We start from the raw sequence: 18,302 nt of genomic DNA, 5'->3' as shown, positions 1-18,302 counted from the left end.
GTGCAGGGGTGAATTGTAGCGCCGCTTACCGAGATCCTCCGCCCACCGCGCGCCACCGGGGGCCGACGACCTCGTCAGAGACGCCTGACGCGAGAATGCTATCGGCGGAAAGGACACAAACGTGAGCGAGATTTCGGTGGCAACGGCACCTGACGAGTTGCTGGCCCTGGCGGTCCGAGTGGCCCGGGAGGCGGCTGCCACGGCCCGGCGGATGCGCGCCGAGGCGATCGGCGACGTCGAGACCAAGAGCACCGACACCGACGTCGTCACGGCGGCGGACAAGGCGGTCGAGCGGCAGGTGGTGGAGGCGCTGCTGGCCGAGCGGCCGGGCGACGGCGTTCTCGGCGAGGAGTACGGCGACTCGGCGGAGGTGGCCCCCGGCGCGATCCGGTGGATCCTCGACCCGATCGACGGCACGGTGAACTACCTGTACGGACTGCCCCAGTACGCGGTCTCGCTGGCCGCCGAACGGGACGGCGAGGTGGTGGCCGGGGTGGTCGTCAACGCGGCCACCGGCGACGAGTGGACCGCCACCCGGGGTGGCGGGGCGTGGCGGGCCGGGCGGCGGCTCAGCGGCTCGGTGCGGACCACGCTGGACCAGTCCCTGGTCGGCACAGGGTTCGGCTACGACGCGCGCCGACGGGCCCATCAGGGGGCCGTGCTGGCCGGTCTGATCACCCGGGTGCGTGACATCCGGAGGTTCGGCGCGGCGGCTCTGGACCTCTGCATGGCCGCCGAGGGCCTGCTGGACGCGTACTTCGAGAAGGGTCTCAACGCGTGGGACCACGCGGCGGGCGGGCTGATCGCGGCCGAGGCCGGTCTCACCGTGGCCGGGCTCGCCGGCGCACCGGCGAGCCGGACCATGCTGGTGGCCGCGCCCCCCGCGCTCTTCCCGGCCCTGCACGACGTCCTGGTGGAGCTGGACGCGGCGGGTGGCCCGTGACGGCCTACTCCGGGTCCTTGGTGGCCACGACCGGCTTGACGCAGGCGCCCGGCGGAAGGGTGGGCTCGCCCACCTCGACCAGCGACTGGTTGACCTCGGTCGTGGTGGCCAGCTGCTGGAACTGGTCGCCGATGACGATGTCGATGACGTCGCCCTTGCGCTTGGCGTTGTAGACCATCTTGGATTGGGCCAGGAAGTACGCGCGGATGAGCTGGGCCTTGCCGGCCGCGTCCGGGCCGAAACGGACCTCGGCGACCCCCTCGTACTTGGTCTTGCTCTTGCCCGGGTCCTGGACGGTGAAGCGCCGGTTCTTGAACTCGTTGGTCACCTGGTCGGCCAGGCCCGCCCGGTTGGTCCCGTTGAACACCTTGACGGTGATCTCGGCCGGATCGTCCGGGAGCCGCATGTCGGCCAGCGGTGCCCCCGCGGGGCAGTCGCTGCCGTTCGCCGAGTCTCGCTGCGTGTCCCGGAAGAGGGCGACGACGACGAAGACGATTGCGGCCACGGCGAGCACGCCGACGACGACGAGCGCTCGGACGCGCGCAAAACTCATGGGACATGCTCCAGGATCTGACGGCGGACCCGGGGTAGGCGCCCGGACCTGTCGAGAGGTTAGCGTCTGTCCGCCAGGGGCGCGGAAACAGGGAATGCTTCCGGCGCGTTGACGATGATCCAGAGCCCGGTGCCCCTACTTTGATGTCGCCTCAGTCACATCGGGAACAATGTGCCGTCAGAGCGCGTACAAGCCTGCCGCGATAGGGGTAAGGTTCCGCGCCCGGCAGGCCTGTTTCTGGTGTCAGAAATCGTCCAGCGCAACCGGGAACCGAAACCTTGTCATCGGCGTTACAAACGCAAAGTGACACATCGATACAGGAGAGTGAAGACCGATGGCCACCGACTACGACGCCCCGCGTCGCGATGAGGTCGACCTCGGCGAGGACAGCCTCGAGGAGCTCAAGGCCCGTCGCGCCGACTCGCAGTCGGGCGCAGTGGACGTCGACGAGGTCGAGGTGGCGGAGAGCTTCGAGCTGCCCGGCGCCGACCTCGCCGACGAGGAGCTCACCGTGAAGGTTCTGCCGATGCAGACCGACGAGTTCCGCTGCTCCCGCTGTTTCCTCGTGCACCACCGGAGCCAGCTGGCGACGGAGCGCAACGGGGAGCTGATCTGCCGCGAGTGCGCCTGACGCACTCGCGCGCAGGTCGCGTCATCACCCGGTCGCGGGCTCCGCGGTCGGGTAAACGGCGTTCTCGTCGCGGTTCGGCGCCGGGTTTGACCCTGGGGTGGGACCGGGCATAACACGCCGGTGACGACCACGGGAAGGACGACGATGAGCCATCCGGATCACGCGACCGAACCCGGCGCCGAGATCGAGCCCGTCGCGCCCCGTGCGCCGGAGGAGGTGGGCCGCACCGTCGCGGCCCTCACCGCCGACGATCTGGAAGAGGGCGGCCGTCGGCGGCTGCTCGGCCGGCTGGCCGGTCAGCTGCGCGGTCGTGGTGTCGGCCGGCTGTTCCGGCCGAGCACCGCGCTGCGCTGGATCGCCGACACCGTCGCCGACCTGGCGCCGCACGTGCCGGTCCGGGACCGCGAGACGCTACGCCGGCACTTTCCCGGCATGGACGACGAGGAACTGGCCACGCGCCTGATCCGCAACGCCGCCCGGGCCACCGCCGGGGTGGGCGCGGCCGGGGGCGGCATCGCCTCGGTCGAGTGGGTCGCGGCTCCGGCCCTGCTCTCCGCGCCGGTGCTGTTGGCCACCGAGACGGTCGCCGTGGTGGCCATCGAGATCAAGCTGGTCGGCGAGCTCCACGAGCTCTACGGACGGCCGATCACCGGAGACGTCGGCGAGCGCGCCTGGCGACTGATCGAGGCCTGGTCGGGACAGCGCGGGGTCAATCCCATGATGCCCGGCGGCGGGGTCGCCACCGTACTCGGCACGGCCTCGCGCAAGGAACTGCAGAAGGCGCTGATGAAGCGATTCGGCCGCAACCTCACCACGCTGGCGCCGATGCTCACCGGCGCGGCCGTCGCCAGTTACCTGAACCGGCGGGCCACCCGCGCGGTCGGCGACAAGGTGCACGACGAACTGCGGAGGAAGGGCCTCACGGAGCCGTCCGGCCGGCCCGCGCTGGACCGCTGACCTCGAGCAGGGCGGTGGCCAGCTCGACCGGGCGCCGGGTGCTGACCACCCAGAACGGGGTCGGGTCGGCCGGGTCGTCGAGGAGCACCTGCACCGCCGGGCCGATCCAGGCGCGCTGCACCACGAAGGCCAACGGGTGCGAGCCCACGCCCAGCGCCTCCCGCTTGCCGGCCGCGTCGAGGGCCACCACGCCGGAGATGAACTCGACCGGAAGCCGGGCGTCGTCGACCCGGAACTCGTCCGGGGTCACCTCGATCCGCAGCCTGTTCAGCGGGAGCAGCAGCAGGACACCGAGCGGGAGCAGCACCGCGAACGGCAGCCAGGCGGGCACTTCGGGCAGGCCCAGAAACAACTCGACGGCGAGGATCGTGGCGCCGGCGAGGCTCGCGGGCCACGCCCACCAAGGGAGGCTGAGCCGTTCCTGATGGGCCGCCAGCGTGCGGGCCGGGGACTCGGGTGTCACCCTCGAAGGGTACGGCGCGCCTCCGTGGCGGGGCGCGGCAGGATGGCAGGGTAGGTGCCGCCCGCAGTGCCCGTGCCAGTGAGGACCCCGACCGTGACCGACGTGAACATCCAGGTTCTCCGGATCGACCCGGAGCTGCCGGTGCCGGCTTACGCCCATCCCGGGGACGCCGGCGCGGACCTGTTCGCGGCCGAGGAGACCGAGCTCGCCCCAGGCGCCCGGGCCAAGGTGCGCACCGGTCTGGCGATCGCTCTGCCGGAGGGCTACGTCGGCCTCGTGCATCCACGCTCCGGACTGGCCGCGCGCCTGGGCGTGACGGTCCTCAACGCGCCCGGTACGGTCGACGCCGGTTACCGCGGCGAGATCCTGGTGAATCTGATCAACCACGATCGGCAGAACACCGTCAAGATCTCCCGGGGCGACCGGATCGCCCAGCTCGTCGTTCAGCGGGTGGAGCGGGCGGTGTTCCACGAGGTGGACACGCTCGACGACACCGCGCGGGGCGCGGGCGGGCACGGTTCGACCGGCGGCCATCAGGCCCTCTGAGCCCCGAAGAGAAGGAAAGGCTGGCAGTGATGTTCTCCCGTAAGCGCGGTGCCGCGAAGCACGTCCGCGCGGCCGACGCGCCGCCCTCCAAGGCGCTCGCCGAGAGCCTCGCCTCCGACGGTGAGGCGCCGGCCCCCGAGTTCGGCCCGTGGGACGCCAAGCACGCCCCGGCCGGGGTGCAGCGGCTCGACCTGGGCAGCCTGCAGATCCCCGCGCTGGAGGGCGTCGAGGTACGGGTGCAGGCGAACCCGGACGGAAGCGTGGAGCAGGTCGTCCTGGTCGACGGGGAGAGTGCCCTTCAGCTGGGGGTGTTCGCCGCGCCGCGTACCGAGGGCATCTGGGTCGAGGTGCGTGAGGAGATCGCCCGGGCGATGGCGGCCGACGGGGTGTCCCCGCGTGAGGTCGACGGAAAGTACGGCGTGGAGCTGCTGGCCCGGGTGAACACCCCGGACGGCCCGGCGGAGGTCCGGTTCGTCGGTGTGGACGGGCCGCGCTGGATGGTCCGGGCGCTGTTCCAGGGTGCGGCCGCCGCCGCGCCCGGGCACGAGGGCGTCCTCGGTGAGGTGCTGTCCGGCCTGGTCGTGGTGCGGGACAACGAGCCCCGCCCGGTGCGCGAGCCGCTGCCGCTGCGGTTGCCGCGGGAGATGGCCGAGCAGGGTCAGGCCGCGGCGCAGCGGGCGGCGAACGGCGGCCAGCCGGGATGAGCTAGATCACCGGGGCGCTTCGGGCGTAGCGTGGACATCTGGCACACGCGCACACTGCGTCGCGTCGACGAAGGGTGACGGCCAAGTCATGACGACCGAAGAGCGCACCGGACTCCGCCGGTTCCTGGACCGGCTGACAGCCACTGATTCCGAGCTGGACGCACGGCAGTTGCAACGGGACAGCGCCAAGTGCGGCGCCGTCCCGGCGGGTGACTGTCGGCGTGGCCAGGTCGTCTCGGTGTCGGGACGACTGCGGACGGTGGCGTACACTCCTCGCACCAACCTGCCGACGCTCGAGGCCGACCTCTACGACGGCAGCGACGTGGTCACGCTGGTCTTCCTGGGGCGCCGGTCCATCCCCGGCATCGAACCGGGGCGGCAGCTCACCGCGCGCGGCCGGATCGCGATCCGGGACGACCGCAAGGTGATGTACAACCCTTACTACGAGCTGGAGGCGCCCCGGTGACATCCGGAAGCGAGCCGCGCCACGCCGCGCACGAGTCGGTCGAGGAGCGGCTCTCCGAGATGTTGGGATCGGCCGAGGAGAAGATCGCCGAGGAGATCATCGCGGAGCACGATCTCCACGAGGTGAAGCCGGCCGGGAAATCCGGCGACGACGAGGAGCCCCTCCCGTCGATGAGCGAACAGATCGCCGAGCAGCTCGGCGGTGTCCGCGGTCTCATCGAGTCGAGCGTCCCGGTCCTCGCGTTCGTGCTGCTCAACGTGCTTCTCGGCGAGTCCGTGGCGGGGCTGGAGAAGCGTACCGCCCTGCTCTGGGCGATCATCGGATCGGTCGGCTCGGCGCTGATCATCGGCGGGGTGCGGCTGGCCCGCCGGCAGCCGGTCCGGCACGCCGTCAACGGCCTCTTCGGCATCGCGCTCGGCGCCTGGCTGGCCTGGCGCAGCGGCGACGCCAAGGACTTCTACCTGCCCGGCATCCTGCTCACCTTCGGGCAGGCCGCGGTGCTGCTGGTCTCGGTGGCGTTCCGCAAACCCCTGATCGGGTACGCCTGGGGCATCATGGCCAACAAGGGCAAACAGGACTGGTTCGGCAACGCCCGGCTGTTCCGCACCTTCCAGTGGCTGACCGTGCTGTGGGCGGTCTCACTCAGCACCCGCGCCGGCATCCAGGCGGTCCTCTACGCCATGGACAAGGCGAACGCGCTCGGCATCGTGCGCATCCTGGTGAGCTGGCCGATCTACGCCGCCACGTTCGCCTTCACCATCTGGGCCATCCACCGGGTGACGTCAGCCCAGCGCCGGGATGCCGCCGTCGCCTAGGACCACGGCACGGACCTGGTCCTCCACCTCGGCCGTGCACACGAAGATCAGCTCATCGCCGACCTCCAGCGGATCGTCCGGGGTCGGCACCACGACCCGCTTGCCGCGCAGGATGGCCACCAGGGCGGCGTCCCGCGGCATCGGCACCGAGCGGACCGGCTGGCCCTCGTAGGGCGCGTTCTTCGGCAGGGTGATCTCCACCAGGTTCGCCTCGCCCTGCCGGAAGGTCATCAGCCGGACCAGGTCGCCGACCGTCACCGCCTCCTCGACCAGGGCGGCCATCAGACGGGGCTTGCTCACCGCGACGTCGACGCCCCACTGTTCGTTGAAGAGCCACTCGTTCTCCGCCCGGTTCACCCGGGCCACCACCCGGGGCACCGCGAACTCGGTCTTGGCGAGCAGCGACACCACCAGGTTGGCCTTGTCGTCGCCGGTGGCCGCGACCACCACGTCACAGCCGGCCAGTTCGGCGTCCTCCAGGCTGGTCAGCTCGCAGGCGTCGGCGAGCACCCAGCGGGCCTGCGGCACCCGCTCCGGGCACAGCTGCCGGGGCTGCCGCTCGATCAGCATGACCTCGTGCCCGTTGCCGATCAGTTCCTGGGCGATGGACCGGCCCACGTTGCCGGCGCCGGCGATGGCGATCCGCACGGTCAGTTCCCTTCCTTGTCGGCGCCCTGGGCGATGTCCAGCACCTGATCGACCGTCTCGTCGGTGACGAGCATGTAGACCTGGTCACCGTCCTGGAGGATGGTGGACGGCACCGCCAGGGTGCCCATGCCGAACCGGGCGAGGTACGCCACCCGGGCGCCGGTCCGGTCCTCCAGCGACTTGACCGTCCGGCCGATCCAGTCCCGGTGCAGCGGAGTCTCCACGATGCTGACCACGCTGGTCGGGTCGCGGAACACCTCGACCCGCTCCTCGGGCACCAGGAGCCGGTACATCCGGTCGGCGGCCCACCGGATCGTCGCGATCGTCGGGATGCCCAGCCGCTCGTAGACCTGCGCGCGGCGGGAGTCGTAGATGCGGGCCACCACCCGCGAGACGCCGAACGTCTCACGGGCCAGCCGGGCCGAGATGATGTTCGAGTTGTCGCCGCTGGAGACCGCGGCGAACGCGTCGGCCCGCTCGACGCCGGCGGCGCGCAGCACGTCCCGGTCGAAGCCGATGCCGTTGACCGTGACACCGCCGAAGTTGTCGCCGAGCCGCCGGAACGCGTCGGCGTCCCGGTCGATCACCGCGATCTGGTGACCTTGAGCGTCGAGCTTCTGGGCCAGCGTCGAACCGAGCCGGCCGCACCCCATGATGACCACGTGCACGGTTCGTGCCCTCCCGAATGAGTACCAACCAGTAAGGCTTGTTCAGGACCCGCCTCGAGCTGCGCTCAGCCGTAGTCGGCGGTTTGGTCTCCACCGTCCTGAACAAGGCTTACCGTGAGCCTGCCATGCCCCTCGCGCGACCGCTGTCCGGGGCGGACCACGAGCGGAAAGGACCGCCCGTACGCTTGGCACTCGTGGCACGTACCACCTCTCTAGCCAAACGGCTGCTCCTGGGCCGCCCGTTCCGTTCGGACAAGCTGCAGCACACGCTGCTACCCAAGCGGATCGCGCTGCCGGTCTTCGCGAGCGACGCGCTCTCCAGCGTGGCGTACGCGCCCGACGAGATCCTGCTGACCCTGTCGATCGCCGGCGCGGCGGCCTACGTCTACTCCCCCTGGGTGACACTCGCGGTGGCGGTGGTCATGGTGACGGTTGTCGCCAGCTACCGGCAGAACGTGCACGCGTACCCGTCCGGCGGCGGCGACTACGAGGTGGCCACGGTCAACCTCGGGCCGAAGGCCGGGCTCGGCGTGGCCAGCGCGCTGCTCGTCGACTACATCCTCACGGTCGCCGTGTCGATCTCCTCGGGGGTGAGCAACCTCGGCTCGGTCGTCCCCTGGGTGGCGACCCACAAAGTGATCATCGCCATCCTGGCGATCGTCGTGCTCAGCGCGCTCAACCTGCGCGGCCTGCGGGAGTCCGGGGCCGCCTTCGCGGTGCCCACCTACCTGTTCATCGTGGTCATCATCGGCATGATCCTCACCGGCCTGTTCCGGGTCTTCGTGCTCGGCGACGACCTGCGGGCGCCCAGCGCCGCCCTGACGATCGACGCCGAGGAACACCACCTGACCCAGATCGGGTTCGCCTTCCTGTTGCTACGGACGTTCTCCTCGGGCTGTGCGGCGCTGACCGGCGTCGAGGCGATCTCCAACGGGGTGCCCGCGTTCAAGAAGCCGAAGAGCAAGAACGCGGCGACCACCCTGATGCTGCTCGGCGGGCTCGCGATCGTCATGCTCTCCGGCATCATCCTGCTCGCACAGGCCACGAAGCTGCAGTACGTCGAGGATCCGATCCTGCAGATCGTCCCGAACGCGGCCTCCGAGGGCTACGTGCAGAAGACGGTCACCACGCAGCTCGCCGAAACCGTCTTCGGATCCGGTTCGATCATGCTGTACGTGGTGGGCACGGTCACCGCTGTGATCCTCTTCCTGGCCGCGAACACCGCCTTCAACGGCTTCCCGGTGCTCGGCTCGATCCTCGCCCAGGACCGTTACCTGCCCCGGCAGCTGCACACCCGCGGCGACCGGCTGGCCTTCAGCAACGGCATCCTCTTCCTGGCGGTTGCCGCCATGGTGCTGATCGTGGCCTTCGAGGCCGAGGTCACCCGGCTGATCCAGCTCTACATCGTGGGCGTGTTCGTGTCGTTCACGCTGTCGCAGGCCGGCATGATCCGGCACTGGAACCGGCATCTGCGCACCCAGCGCGACCCGGCCCGGCGCCGGCAGATGGTCCGCTCCCGGGCGATCAACACGTTCGGCATGATCCTCACCGGCGCGGTCCTGATCGTGGTCTTGATCACCAAGTTCCTGCTCGGGGCGTGGATCGCGATCGCCGCCATGATCGTGATCTACGGGCTGATGGTCGCCATCCACCGGCACTACACCCGGGTCGCCGAGGAACTCAAACCGACCGACGAGCGGCCCGTCCTGCCGTCCCGCAACCACGCGCTCGTGCTGGTCAGCAAGGTGCACCAGCCGACCCTGCGGGCGCTCGCCTACGCACAGGCGACCCGGCCGGACACGATCACCGCGGTCACCGTCAACGTCGACGACAACGACACCCGGGCCATCCAGGCCGAATGGGAACGGCGACAGCTGCCGGTCCCGCTCACGGTGGTCGAGTCGCCGTACCGGGAGATCACCCGCCCGATCATCGACTTCGTCAAGAACACCCGGCGCGCGTCACCGCGCGACGTGGTCACCGTCTTCGTCCCGGAGTACGTGGTGGGCCGCTGGTGGGAGAACCTGCTGCACAACCAGAGCGCGCTGCGGATCAAGGGCCGCCTGCTCTTCGAACAGGGCGTCATGGTCGTCAGCGTGCCCTGGCAGCTGCGCTCCAGCCAGGACCGGGACCTGGACCGTCTGGACCGGGTGCTCAGCCGGGCGCCCGCCCGGGGGCCGCGCAGCCACGGCGAGGACGACGAGGACCAGCGATGACCCCGGCGATCGTCGACGACCTGGTCGAAGGGGACCGGGTCGAGGTCACCGTGGGCGCGCCCGCGCACGGCGGGCACTGTGTCGCCCGGCTCGGCGGCCCGCACGGGCGAGTGATCTTCGTCCGGCATGCCCTGCCCGGCGAACGTGTCACCGCCGAGATCACCGAGTTGCACCGCGGCTACCTGCGGGCCGACGCCGTGGAGATCCACGAGCCGTCCCCGGACCGGGTCGCCCCGCCGTGCCCCTACGCCCATCCGGGCGGGTGCGGCGGCTGTGACCTCCAGCACGCCTCCGGCGATGCCCAACTGCGGTGGAAGGCCGCGGTGGTCCGGGAACAGCTCGTCCGGCTGGCCGGCCTCGACCCCGACGAGATTCCGGTACGGGTGGAGCCGCTGCCCGGCGACCAGGGCCTGCTGGGATGGCGCAGCCGGGTACGGTACGCCGTCGACGCGGCCGGACGCCCCGGACTGCTGCGGCACCGGTCGCACCAGGTGGTGCCGGTCGACCGCTGCCGGATCGCCCATCCGGCCATCCAGGACCTGGACGTCCTCGCCCACGACTGGCCCAACGTGGACGCCCTCCAGACGGTCGCCTCCACCGGCGGCGACGTCGCCGTCCTCGGCCGCCCGTCCGGCTCGGCCGGCCCCGCACCCGGCGACGATCCGGGCGAAGCCCCGGACGGCGGCCCGCTGATCCGTCTCACCGGGCCCGCCGAGGTCACCGAGGAGGCGGCCGGCCGGTCCTGGCGGATCCCGCCGCAAGGCTTCTGGCAGGTGCACCCGAGGGCCGCGGACACCCTGGTCACGGCGGTCCTGGAGATGCTGCGCCCGGCCGCCGGCGAGACCTCCTGGGACCTGTACGGCGGCGCCGGCCTGTTCGCCGCCGCGCTCGCCGACCGGACCGGCGCCCGGGTGACCGTCGTCGAGTCCGCCCCTGCCGGGGCGGCCGCGGCCCGCGTCAACCTCGCCGACCTGGACAACGCCGACATCGTGGAGGCCCGGGTCGATGTGGCCCTGGCCCGGCGGCGCGTCACCGGCCCGGTCGACCTCGTGGTGCTCGACCCGCCCCGGGCCGGAGCCGGCGCCCGTGTCGTCCGCGCGATCGCCGCGGCCCGGCCCCGGGCCGTCGCCTACGTGGCCTGTGACCCGGCGGCTCTGGCCCGCGACCTCAAGACCTTCCGGGAGGCCGGCTGGCGTCTGGAGAGTCTGCGCGCCTTCGACTGTTTCCCGATGACCCAGCACGTCGAATGCGTGGCCCACCTGGTCCCGGCCTGACCCCCGCGGCGAGGCCCGGATGTCGTACCCCACCGCTACCTTGACGCTCATGGCAGCGACGGCAGGCACGACTCCGACCGCACGGTTCTTCCCCACCGGGGCCACGGCATGAGCCTCGACTGGGAGGTCCTCGACGAGTTGGGGCGCCGCCACGCCTTCGGCAAGGTGGCTGACGTGCTGGTGACGGCGACGGAGCCGGAGCGACTCGCCTTCGGGGCGCAGATCGAGAGCCGTGCCACAGCCGAGCGGACCGAGTTCTGGACCCGTTTCGGGCGTGACCCGGCCCCGATGCATGTCCTCGCCACGCTCGCCTGCATGCCGACACCCGCCCGCGCGACCGCGTTGCTGTGCCGGCGCGAGATGCGCGGGGCCTGGGGGCAGGCCGCGTACGACTCCGACGCGGTCCTGCGCATCGTGCGGGCCCGTGACCTGCCGTGGTGGGACGAGCTCGCGTGCCGGCTGGCCGAGCGGCTGCCGGAGAGCGGCGCGGGCTGGCCGCTGGTCTCCGTCCTGCTGCGCGAGACGGGCGCCGTTCCGCCGGTCACCGAGGGCGTGGTTCGAGGCTGGCTGCGTGAACTGGGCCGTCCCCGGATCGGTTCGCGGCCCGCGCCACTGTCCGTCCGGATGCGGGACGACCCCTTTCTCGACCTGCTGACGCCCGCCGTCTTCGACATCGACGGCCTCGGTGACGCGCTGGCGGACGGGCCGTGGGACGAGACGGACCGGACCACGGCCTTTCCGATCGCCGTCGCCGAGCTGGTGACGGCGGGCCGGCTGGACCGCGGACGGATCGCCGCCGCCACCGTCGACCGGCTGGTCCGCGGTGACCGGCCGGCCCGGCTGCGGCCGTTCGCGGTGCTGCACGAGTCGCTGGCGCTCACCGCCGACGAGCGGGCCGGCCACGTGCACGACTACGCCCGGATGCTGGCCGGCGCGCCGTCGCCGATCGCCGGTATGGCTCAGGGTGTGCTGCGCACGCTCGACGACGCGGGCCGGCTGGATCTGCGGACGCTGCTCGAAGCCAGCCGCCCCACGCTGGAGCGATCCGAGAAGTCACTGGTGAGGACGCAACTCGCCTGGCTGGACAAGGTCGCTCGCCGCGATCCGGAGAATGCCGGCGCGGTGCTCGAGACGATGACCGCCGCGTTCGGCAATCCCGCGCTCGACCTTCGCGACCGCGCGCTGACCCTGATCGGGCGGCAGGCCGGGCGGCTGCCCGCGGCCACGAGGGAGCGGCTCGCCGAAGCGTCCCGCGTACTCACCGGTGACCTCGCGGCCCGCGCCGCGACGCTGCTGGGCACGGCGCCACAGCCGGCGCCGGCGCCCGTCCCGGCTCGCCTGCCGGCGCCGTGGTCGGCGGCGCCGATGCCGCCACCGATCGGCGACCCCGCCGAACTGGCCGGGGAAGTCGTCACGCTTCTCCGCCACCCGTCCGGCCCCCGGTGGGAGCGCGTCCTGGCCGCCATGGTGACGTTGCACGCCACCGGGGAGCACGACGGGCTGGCCGCGGCGATCACGCCGGTGCTGGCCCGCTACGGGCAACTCTCGTTCATCGCGGAGACACGGCCGGCGGCCGCCGGGTTCCTCGGCCCGGCACTTCAGGCGGTGATGCGCCGGGACCGCGACGACCACGCCTGGCGGCGCATGGTCGCGTTCGACCGGGCCGCCCGTGACGGGGACCCGGTGTTCCCGGACAGCGCTGACGGTGTGCTGTCGCTGCGCCTCGCCGAGATCGCGATGAACGTGTCCACCGACCCGGTGCCCGTACTGGTCTGCACACCCACACACGTCGACGGCAGTCTGGCCGCCGACGTTCTGCTGGAGCGTCTGGTGCGTGCCGAGGCCGAGGGATGGCAGCCGTGGCCGCTCGACTTCGAGCAGGCGCTGCTGCGCCTGCCGCGCGGCGTCGGCGCCGGGGTGCGGGCGGGCGCGGCACGGCTCACCACGCCGGCGGGGCGGCGATTCGCCGACCGGATCGCGGCCGGCCCTCCCGAGCCGATCAGCACCCGCTTCGAGCAGCGCGCCAGCCCGGTACCGGACCGGCCCGGCTACGGCCCCTGCCCCGTGCCGCGCCGGGTCGTGGCGAACCTTCGGCCGGCCCGCACCGACGGCCTCTTCCTGGAGACGGCGCTGTTCACCCTGACCCGGCGACCGTCGCCGACCTACCTCAGGGTGGACCACGGGTTGGGCCCGGAGACCGGCATCCTGGCGATGGCCCTGCCGCACCACCGCGAGGTCACCGCCGCGTGGGCGCTGCCCGATCTCGCCCGGCTGGCCGATCAAGACGCCCACGGCGGCGCGGAGCTGCTGCCGGTGCTCGCCGAATGCGCCGGTCCGATCGGCCCGGCGATGTCAGCGGCGCTGGCGTACGCCCTGGGCGCCCGGCACGAGTCCGACCGTGTCGCGGCCGTCGACGCGTTCGTGGCACTGGCCGCCCGTGACGAGCCGTTCGCGGCGGCGGTCGGCGCTGATCTCGGCGATCTGGGCGCCGACGGCATGCTCAAGCTGAGCCGGGTGGTGGCCGCCCTCCGCGACGCGCACCTGGCCGGCGCCTCCGCCCAGGTGTGGGAGTCGCTCGCCGCCGCCCTCGTGCCGCTGCTCCCGGCGGCGCCGCGAGGGCTGCCGGAGCTGCTGATGCTGGGCGCCCAGGTCGCCGAGGAGGTGGGTGTGGCCGGCGACATCCCCGGGCTCGCCGAGGTCGCGGGACGGGCGGGCGGCACCCGGCTGGTCCAGGAGGCGAGACGGCTGCGATCGGTCCTTTGCCGGTGACGTGCCGGCCCCGTGTCGGCATGGGCACGGAGACGGGACGCGTCGGCGGGGTGGACACCGGAGCGTGAAGCATCGCCGGTGGGCCGTGGTGCGGGCGTGTGCCCGGGTGGCGGAGGACCGCGGTGGGCCGGTGGCTGGTGTCGGGGGTGGCGGAGGACCGCGGTGGGCCGGTGGCTGGTGTCGGGGGTGGCGGAGGACTGCGGCGGGCCGGTGGCTGGTGTCGGGGGTGGCGGAGGACCGCGGTGGGCCGTCGTGCGGGTGTGCCGGGGTGGGGGAGCACCCCGGCGGGCCGTCAGGCGGTGGCTCGTTCGGCGGCGGTCACCGCGTTGCGGAAGAGCATGGCGACCGTGGTGGGGCCGACGCCGCCGACGCGGGGCGTGATGGCGCCGGCGACCTCGGCGCAGGACTCGTCGACGTCGGGGAGGAGACGGCGGCCCTCGTAGCGGACGCCCGCGCCGATGACGACCGAACCGGGCCGGATGTGTTCGGGCTTGATGATGCCCGGGACTCCGGCGGCGGCGATCAGGATGTCGGCGCGCTGGGTGTAGCGGGGCCAGTCCTTGACGCCGGTGTGCACGACCGTGACGGCGGCGTTGGCGGTCGGGCGTTTCTGGGCCAGCAGCATGGCGAGCGGGCGGCCCAGCGTGGCGCCGCGGCCCAGGATGACCACCTCGCGGCCGGAGACCTCGATGCCGTGGAAGGCGAGGAGCGCCTCGATGCCGGCCGGGGTGCAGGGGAGCGGGCCGGGCAGGCCGACGGCGAGGCGGCCCATGTTCAGCGGATGCATGCCGTCGACGTCCTTGTCGGGGTCGAGCGTCTGCAGGGCCGCGTCGTAGTCGAGGTGGGCGGGGATCGGGTACTGGATGAGGACGCCGTGCACGCCGGGGTCGTCGTTGTATCCGGCGATCACCTTGAGCAGGTCGGCCTGGGTGACGTCGCCGCTCAGGTGCTGGTGCGGGGACGAGAAACCGAGCTCGGCGGCCTGCTTCTGCTTGATCCGGATGTAGCCGGCGCTGGCGTCGTCGTCGCCGACCAGGATGGTGGCGAGGCTGGGCTGGACGCCGCGCTGTTTGAGACGTGCGACACGGTCGCGGACATCGTCGAGAACGGACTCGGCGACGGGGGCGCCGGGAAGAAGACGTGCGGTGGGCATGTGTGACTCCTCGCGCGGGGAGCCCAGGCGGTCGACTCCTCGTGACGAGCTCCCCGATGGTTCGACCATCCCCGTGCCGCCAGTCGCTGTGTGCCTTCCAGGATGCCGGACGAGCCCGTCCGATGCCCGCCCGGGGGTCTGATCGGCGTCGGTCGGGGGAGGTTCCAATTGTGTGGAGGATTGGTGACGGTCCGTTCGCTCAAGTCGCGTCCGGGCGGCGCACGGATAGACTCTCCCCTCATGAGTGACTCCCCCTCGACCCCGGCCGGCCTGCTGAGCAGCATCACCGATCCCGGTGATCTCAAGCGACTGACCGCGGAGCAGTTGACCCTGCTCGCGGCCGAGATCCGTGACTTCCTGGTGGCCAAGGTGTCCCGCACCGGTGGTCACCTGGGCCCGAACCTGGGCGTGGTCGAGGTGACCCTGGCGTTGCACCGCGTCTTCGACTCTCCCCGTGACAAGATCCTTTTCGACACCGGTCATCAGGCGTACGTGCACAAGATCGTGACCGGTCGGCAGGACGGTTTCGACCTGCTCCGCCAGCGGGGTGGCCTGACCGGCTACCCGAGCCAGGCCGAGAGCGAGCACGACCTGATCGAGAACTCGCACGCCTCGACGGCGCTGTCCTACGCGGACGGCCTGGCCAAGGCGTTCGCGCTGCGCGGTGAGGACCGGCACGTGGTGGCGGTCGTCGGTGACGGCGCGCTGACCGGCGGCATGTGCTGGGAGGCGCTGAACAACATCGCCGCCACCCGGAACCGTCTCGTCATCGTGGTCAACGACAACGGCCGGTCGTATGCGCCGACCATCGGCGGTCTCGCCGATCACCTGTCCACACTGCGCCTCAACCCGGGCTACGAGAAGGTGCTCGACCTGGTCAAGGACGCGCTGGGCCAGACGCCGGTGGTGGGCAAGCCGGTCTTCGAGGTGCTGCACGCGGTCAAGAAGGGCATCAAGGACGCGATCAGCCCGCAGCCGATGTTCGAGGACCTGGGCTTGAAGTACATCGGCCCCGTCGACGGCCACGACCAGCAGGCCATGGAGTCGGCGCTGCGGCGGGCCAAGGGTTTCGACGCGCCGGTCATCGTGCACGCGGTGACCCGCAAGGGCTACGGCTACCGGCCCGCCGAGCAGGACGAGGCGGACTGCCTGCACGGCCCGGGCAGCGCCTTCGACGTGGAGACCGGCAAGCTGCTGGCCGCGCCGACGCTCAAGTGGACCAAGGTGTTCTCCGAGGAGCTGGTCCGGATCGCCGACGAGCGCCCGGACGTCGTGGGCATCACCGCGGCGATGGCCGAGCCGACCGGCATCGCCGCGCTGGCGCAGAAGTACCCGGAGCGGACGTATGACGTGGGCATCGCCGAGCAGCACGCGGCGACCTCGGCGGCCGGCCTGGCGATGGGCGGGCTGCACCCGGTGGTGGCGGTGTACGCGACCTTCCTGAACCGGGCTTTCGACCAGGTCCTGCTGGACGTGGCGATGCACCGTCTGCCGGTGACGTTCGTGCTGGACCGGGCCGGGATCACCGGACCGGACGGGCCGAGTCACTACGGCATGTGGGACATGAGCGTCTTCGGTGTGGTGCCGGGGCTGCGGATCGCCGCCCCGCGGGACGCCGTGACGCTGCGCGAGGAGTTGCGTGAGGCGGTCGCCGTGGACGACGGCCCCACCATCGTGCGGTTCCCGACCGGCGCGGTCGCCCCGGACACCCCGGCGATCCGCCGGGTCGGCCAGGTGGACGTGCTGCGTGAGGACTCCCGGCAGGACGTGCTGGTGGTGGCGGTGGGCTCGTTCGCGGGCCTGGCGCTGGACGCCGCGGAGCGGATCGCCGAGCAGGGGTACGGCGTGACCGTCGTGGACCCGCGCTGGGTGCGCCCGGTGCCGATCGAGCTGACCGGCCTGGCCGCCCAGCACCGGCTGGTGGTGACGTGTGAGGACGGTGTCCGCGCCGGTGGCGTCGGTGACGCGGTGGCCGCCGCGCTGCGCGACGCGGGTGTGGCCACCCCGCTGCGGGACTTCGGTGTGCCGGTCGGGTTCCACCCGCACGGCAGCCGTACCGAGATCTTGTCCGCGCTCGGTCTGACCGCGCAGGACGTGGCGCGCGATGTTGTCGAGTGGGCTTCGAGCCTTGAGACGAGCATTCCCGTTACGTGATTGTTACCTTTGATGGATGAGCGCGGACACCTCCGGCGGGCCAGTTGTCATCGACCTGGGTCTGGAGCGGGGTGAGCCGGAGACGTACCACCGGCCGGAGCGGCGGACCACGCCGCTCTGGTTCGGTCCGGCCATCCTCGCCGTCCTGCTGCTCTTCTCCGTCGCGGCCTCGGTGCCGCCGGCCGGACCGCCGCTGTCCGCGCTGCTCCGGGTGCCGATCGGGCCCGGTGATCCGCACACGCTGACCGGCGGCCGGCTGGTCGTGCAGACGGCCGGTGAGCTGACCTCCTACGACCTGGAGACCGGCGACCGGCAGTGGCGGGTCGCGCAGGACATCCCGGTCTACCGGCTGCGTACCGGCGGCGGCCTGGTGCTGCTGCGGCCCTGGGCGCCGGGCCAGGGTGAGCCCGGCACCACCGCGGTGTCGCTGCGGACCGGCGCCCACGCCTGGCGCCACGAGCGCAACGTGATCACCTTCCCGGCCGACGACCTGATGCTCGCGGTCGAGGGCGTGCGCAGCCTGTCCGGCAGCGGCCGCCGGGTGGAGAAGTGGGTCGAGATGATCGATCCGGCCCGTGGGGAGGCCCGCTGGCGGCTGTGGGTGCCGTCCACCGCGGTTCTGCTCGCGGTGCCCGGCCCGCCCGGTGCCGGGGCCCGGCTGCTGCTCGTCCGCGACGATCTGACCGCCCACCTGTACGACGTGGAGACCGGTTCCCCGCTGGCGGTCCGCGAGATGCCGCCCGCCAACTACGACCCGGAGAACCCGGTGGTGACCGGCGGTCTGGTGCTGCTGCGGCACCCCGGCCCGTCCGGGATCGAGATCTCCGCCTACGACCCGCTGACGCTGCGGCCGATGTGGACCAAGCCGGCCCCGAGCATCCGGGAGATCCAGCCGTGCGGGCCGATGGCCTGCCTCATCGGGCTGGACGGGGTGCGGGCCGTCGATCCGGCCACCGGCGACCAGCGCTGGCACCGGCCGGGCTGGCGCTCCGTCGAGGATTCCGGGGCGGGCTTGATCGCCTATGCCGACGGGCCCGAGTCACCGACCGGGGTGGTCGACGGCGCGACCGGAGAGCTGCTGGTCGACCTGGCCGGGTGGCGGCCGGTCGCCGGGAAGGCCGGCGGCGGTGACCTGCTCGTGACCCGGGAGATCGATCCGGGTTCGCGTACGATGATCGCCGTCGCGGTCCCGGGCCTGCCCAAGCCGCGCCTGCTCGCCGAGTTGCCCCCCGGCACGGGGGAGTGTCAGAGCGCCCCGAAGCGGCTCATCTGCCGGTCGGTGTACGGGGAACTGGTCGTCTGGGCGTACCGGCCGTTTACGGCGTGACCGAGGAGGATTCGG

17 protein-coding genes and 1 riboswitch are annotated in these 18,302 nt (G+C 72.2%); of the genes, 12 read left to right on the top strand and 5 right to left on the bottom strand.

Annotation, left to right across the window (positions count from 1 at the left end):
* Positions 1-121: 121 nt before the first annotated feature.
* Positions 122-943, top strand: a complete 822-nt coding sequence (locus tag AB0I88_RS10850) for an inositol monophosphatase family protein (protein WP_361021087.1) — start codon at positions 122-124, stop codon at positions 941-943.
* Positions 944-947: 4 nt separating this feature from the next.
* On the opposite strand, the gene AB0I88_RS10845 is transcribed toward AB0I88_RS10850, so the two are convergent.
* Entirely contained in the window at positions 948-1,496 is a 549-nt protein-coding gene (locus AB0I88_RS10845; RefSeq protein ID WP_361021085.1) for a LytR C-terminal domain-containing protein, read from the bottom strand.
* Positions 1,497-1,830: 334 nt separating this feature from the next.
* Here AB0I88_RS10845 and AB0I88_RS10840 point away from each other — a divergent pair, with 334 nt between their 5' ends.
* Together AB0I88_RS10840 and AB0I88_RS10835 are read left to right on the top strand one after the other, a co-directional pair.
* Positions 1,831-2,127: a DUF4193 domain-containing protein gene (locus AB0I88_RS10840; RefSeq protein WP_014446959.1), complete on the top strand. Its 297-nt coding sequence runs from the start codon at positions 1,831-1,833 to the stop codon at positions 2,125-2,127.
* A gap of 144 nt (positions 2,128-2,271) precedes the next feature.
* Positions 2,272-3,084 (top strand): hypothetical protein, encoded by an 813-nt coding sequence (locus AB0I88_RS10835; protein ID WP_361021083.1) that lies wholly within the window; start codon positions 2,272-2,274, stop codon positions 3,082-3,084.
* Here AB0I88_RS10835 and AB0I88_RS10830 read toward each other — a convergent pair.
* Entirely contained in the window at positions 3,047-3,547 is a 501-nt protein-coding gene (locus tag AB0I88_RS10830; RefSeq protein WP_361021081.1) for a DUF3093 domain-containing protein, read from the bottom strand. The two genes, AB0I88_RS10835 and AB0I88_RS10830, sit on opposite strands and share 38 nt — an antisense overlap.
* Before the next feature lie 93 nt (positions 3,548-3,640).
* On the opposite strand from AB0I88_RS10830, the gene dut reads away from it, so the two are divergent.
* The 4 genes from dut to AB0I88_RS10810 all read left to right on the top strand — a co-directional run bounded on the left by dut (position 3,641) and on the right by AB0I88_RS10810 (position 6,078).
* Positions 3,641-4,093, top strand: a complete 453-nt coding sequence (dut, locus tag AB0I88_RS10825; RefSeq protein WP_361021079.1) for a dUTP diphosphatase — start codon at positions 3,641-3,643, stop codon at positions 4,091-4,093.
* Between the two features lie 29 nt (positions 4,094-4,122).
* The gene (locus tag AB0I88_RS10820) at positions 4,123-4,797 is read left to right on the top strand and encodes a DUF3710 domain-containing protein (RefSeq protein ID WP_361021077.1); all 675 of its coding nucleotides are present in this window, start codon (positions 4,123-4,125) and stop codon (positions 4,795-4,797) included.
* Positions 4,798-4,885: 88 nt separating this feature from the next.
* The gene (locus AB0I88_RS10815; RefSeq protein WP_361021075.1) at positions 4,886-5,263 is read left to right on the top strand and encodes an OB-fold nucleic acid binding domain-containing protein; all 378 of its coding nucleotides are present in this window, start codon (positions 4,886-4,888) and stop codon (positions 5,261-5,263) included.
* The gene (locus tag AB0I88_RS10810; RefSeq protein ID WP_361021073.1) at positions 5,260-6,078 is read left to right on the top strand and encodes a DUF3159 domain-containing protein; all 819 of its coding nucleotides are present in this window, start codon (positions 5,260-5,262) and stop codon (positions 6,076-6,078) included. The genes AB0I88_RS10815 and AB0I88_RS10810 overlap by 4 nt, the downstream gene beginning before the upstream one ends.
* Here AB0I88_RS10810 and AB0I88_RS10805 read toward each other — a convergent pair.
* Together AB0I88_RS10805 and AB0I88_RS10800 are read right to left on the bottom strand one after the other, a co-directional pair.
* The gene (locus AB0I88_RS10805) at positions 6,046-6,732 is read right to left on the bottom strand and encodes a TrkA family potassium uptake protein (protein WP_361021282.1); all 687 of its coding nucleotides are present in this window, start codon (positions 6,730-6,732) and stop codon (positions 6,046-6,048) included. The genes AB0I88_RS10810 and AB0I88_RS10805 overlap by 33 nt on opposite strands.
* On the bottom strand, positions 6,729-7,394 hold the full coding sequence (locus AB0I88_RS10800; RefSeq protein ID WP_361021071.1) for a TrkA family potassium uptake protein: 666 nt from the start codon (positions 7,392-7,394) through the stop codon (positions 6,729-6,731). Before AB0I88_RS10800 ends, AB0I88_RS10805 begins: the two co-directional genes overlap by 4 nt.
* A 194-nt stretch (positions 7,395-7,588) precedes the next feature.
* Here AB0I88_RS10800 and AB0I88_RS10795 point away from each other — a divergent pair, with 194 nt between their 5' ends.
* From AB0I88_RS10795 to AB0I88_RS10785, 3 genes are all read left to right on the top strand, one after another.
* Positions 7,589-9,610, top strand: a complete 2,022-nt coding sequence (locus AB0I88_RS10795) for an APC family permease (protein WP_361021069.1) — start codon at positions 7,589-7,591, stop codon at positions 9,608-9,610.
* Positions 9,607-10,884, top strand: a complete 1,278-nt coding sequence (locus AB0I88_RS10790; RefSeq protein ID WP_361021067.1) for a TRAM domain-containing protein — start codon at positions 9,607-9,609, stop codon at positions 10,882-10,884. Before AB0I88_RS10795 ends, AB0I88_RS10790 begins: the two co-directional genes overlap by 4 nt.
* 108 nt (positions 10,885-10,992) lie before the next feature.
* The gene (locus AB0I88_RS10785) at positions 10,993-13,653 is read left to right on the top strand and encodes a DUF6493 family protein (RefSeq protein ID WP_361021065.1); all 2,661 of its coding nucleotides are present in this window, start codon (positions 10,993-10,995) and stop codon (positions 13,651-13,653) included.
* Between the two features lie 292 nt (positions 13,654-13,945).
* On the opposite strand, the gene AB0I88_RS10780 is transcribed toward AB0I88_RS10785, so the two are convergent.
* Positions 13,946-14,806 (bottom strand): bifunctional 5,10-methylenetetrahydrofolate dehydrogenase/5,10-methenyltetrahydrofolate cyclohydrolase, encoded by an 861-nt coding sequence (locus AB0I88_RS10780; RefSeq protein WP_361021063.1) that lies wholly within the window; start codon positions 14,804-14,806, stop codon positions 13,946-13,948.
* A 14-nt stretch (positions 14,807-14,820) separates the two neighbouring features.
* Positions 14,821-14,903: riboswitch (ZMP/ZTP riboswitch) on the bottom strand.
* A gap of 143 nt (positions 14,904-15,046) precedes the next feature.
* Here AB0I88_RS10780 and dxs point away from each other — a divergent pair.
* The gene (gene dxs, locus AB0I88_RS10775; RefSeq protein WP_361021061.1) at positions 15,047-16,960 is read left to right on the top strand and encodes a 1-deoxy-D-xylulose-5-phosphate synthase; all 1,914 of its coding nucleotides are present in this window, start codon (positions 15,047-15,049) and stop codon (positions 16,958-16,960) included.
* A 16-nt stretch (positions 16,961-16,976) separates the two neighbouring features.
* Positions 16,977-18,287, top strand: coding sequence for a PQQ-binding-like beta-propeller repeat protein (locus AB0I88_RS10770; RefSeq protein ID WP_361021059.1), 1,311 nt, complete (start codon positions 16,977-16,979; stop codon positions 18,285-18,287).
* Positions 18,288-18,302 lie beyond the last annotated feature (15 nt).

The sequence above is a fragment of the Actinoplanes sp. NPDC049802 genome, assembly GCF_040656595.1.
Classification (GTDB): Bacteria; Actinomycetota; Actinomycetes; order Mycobacteriales; family Micromonosporaceae; genus Actinoplanes.
This window is presented reverse-complemented; position numbering and strand designations above follow the sequence as displayed.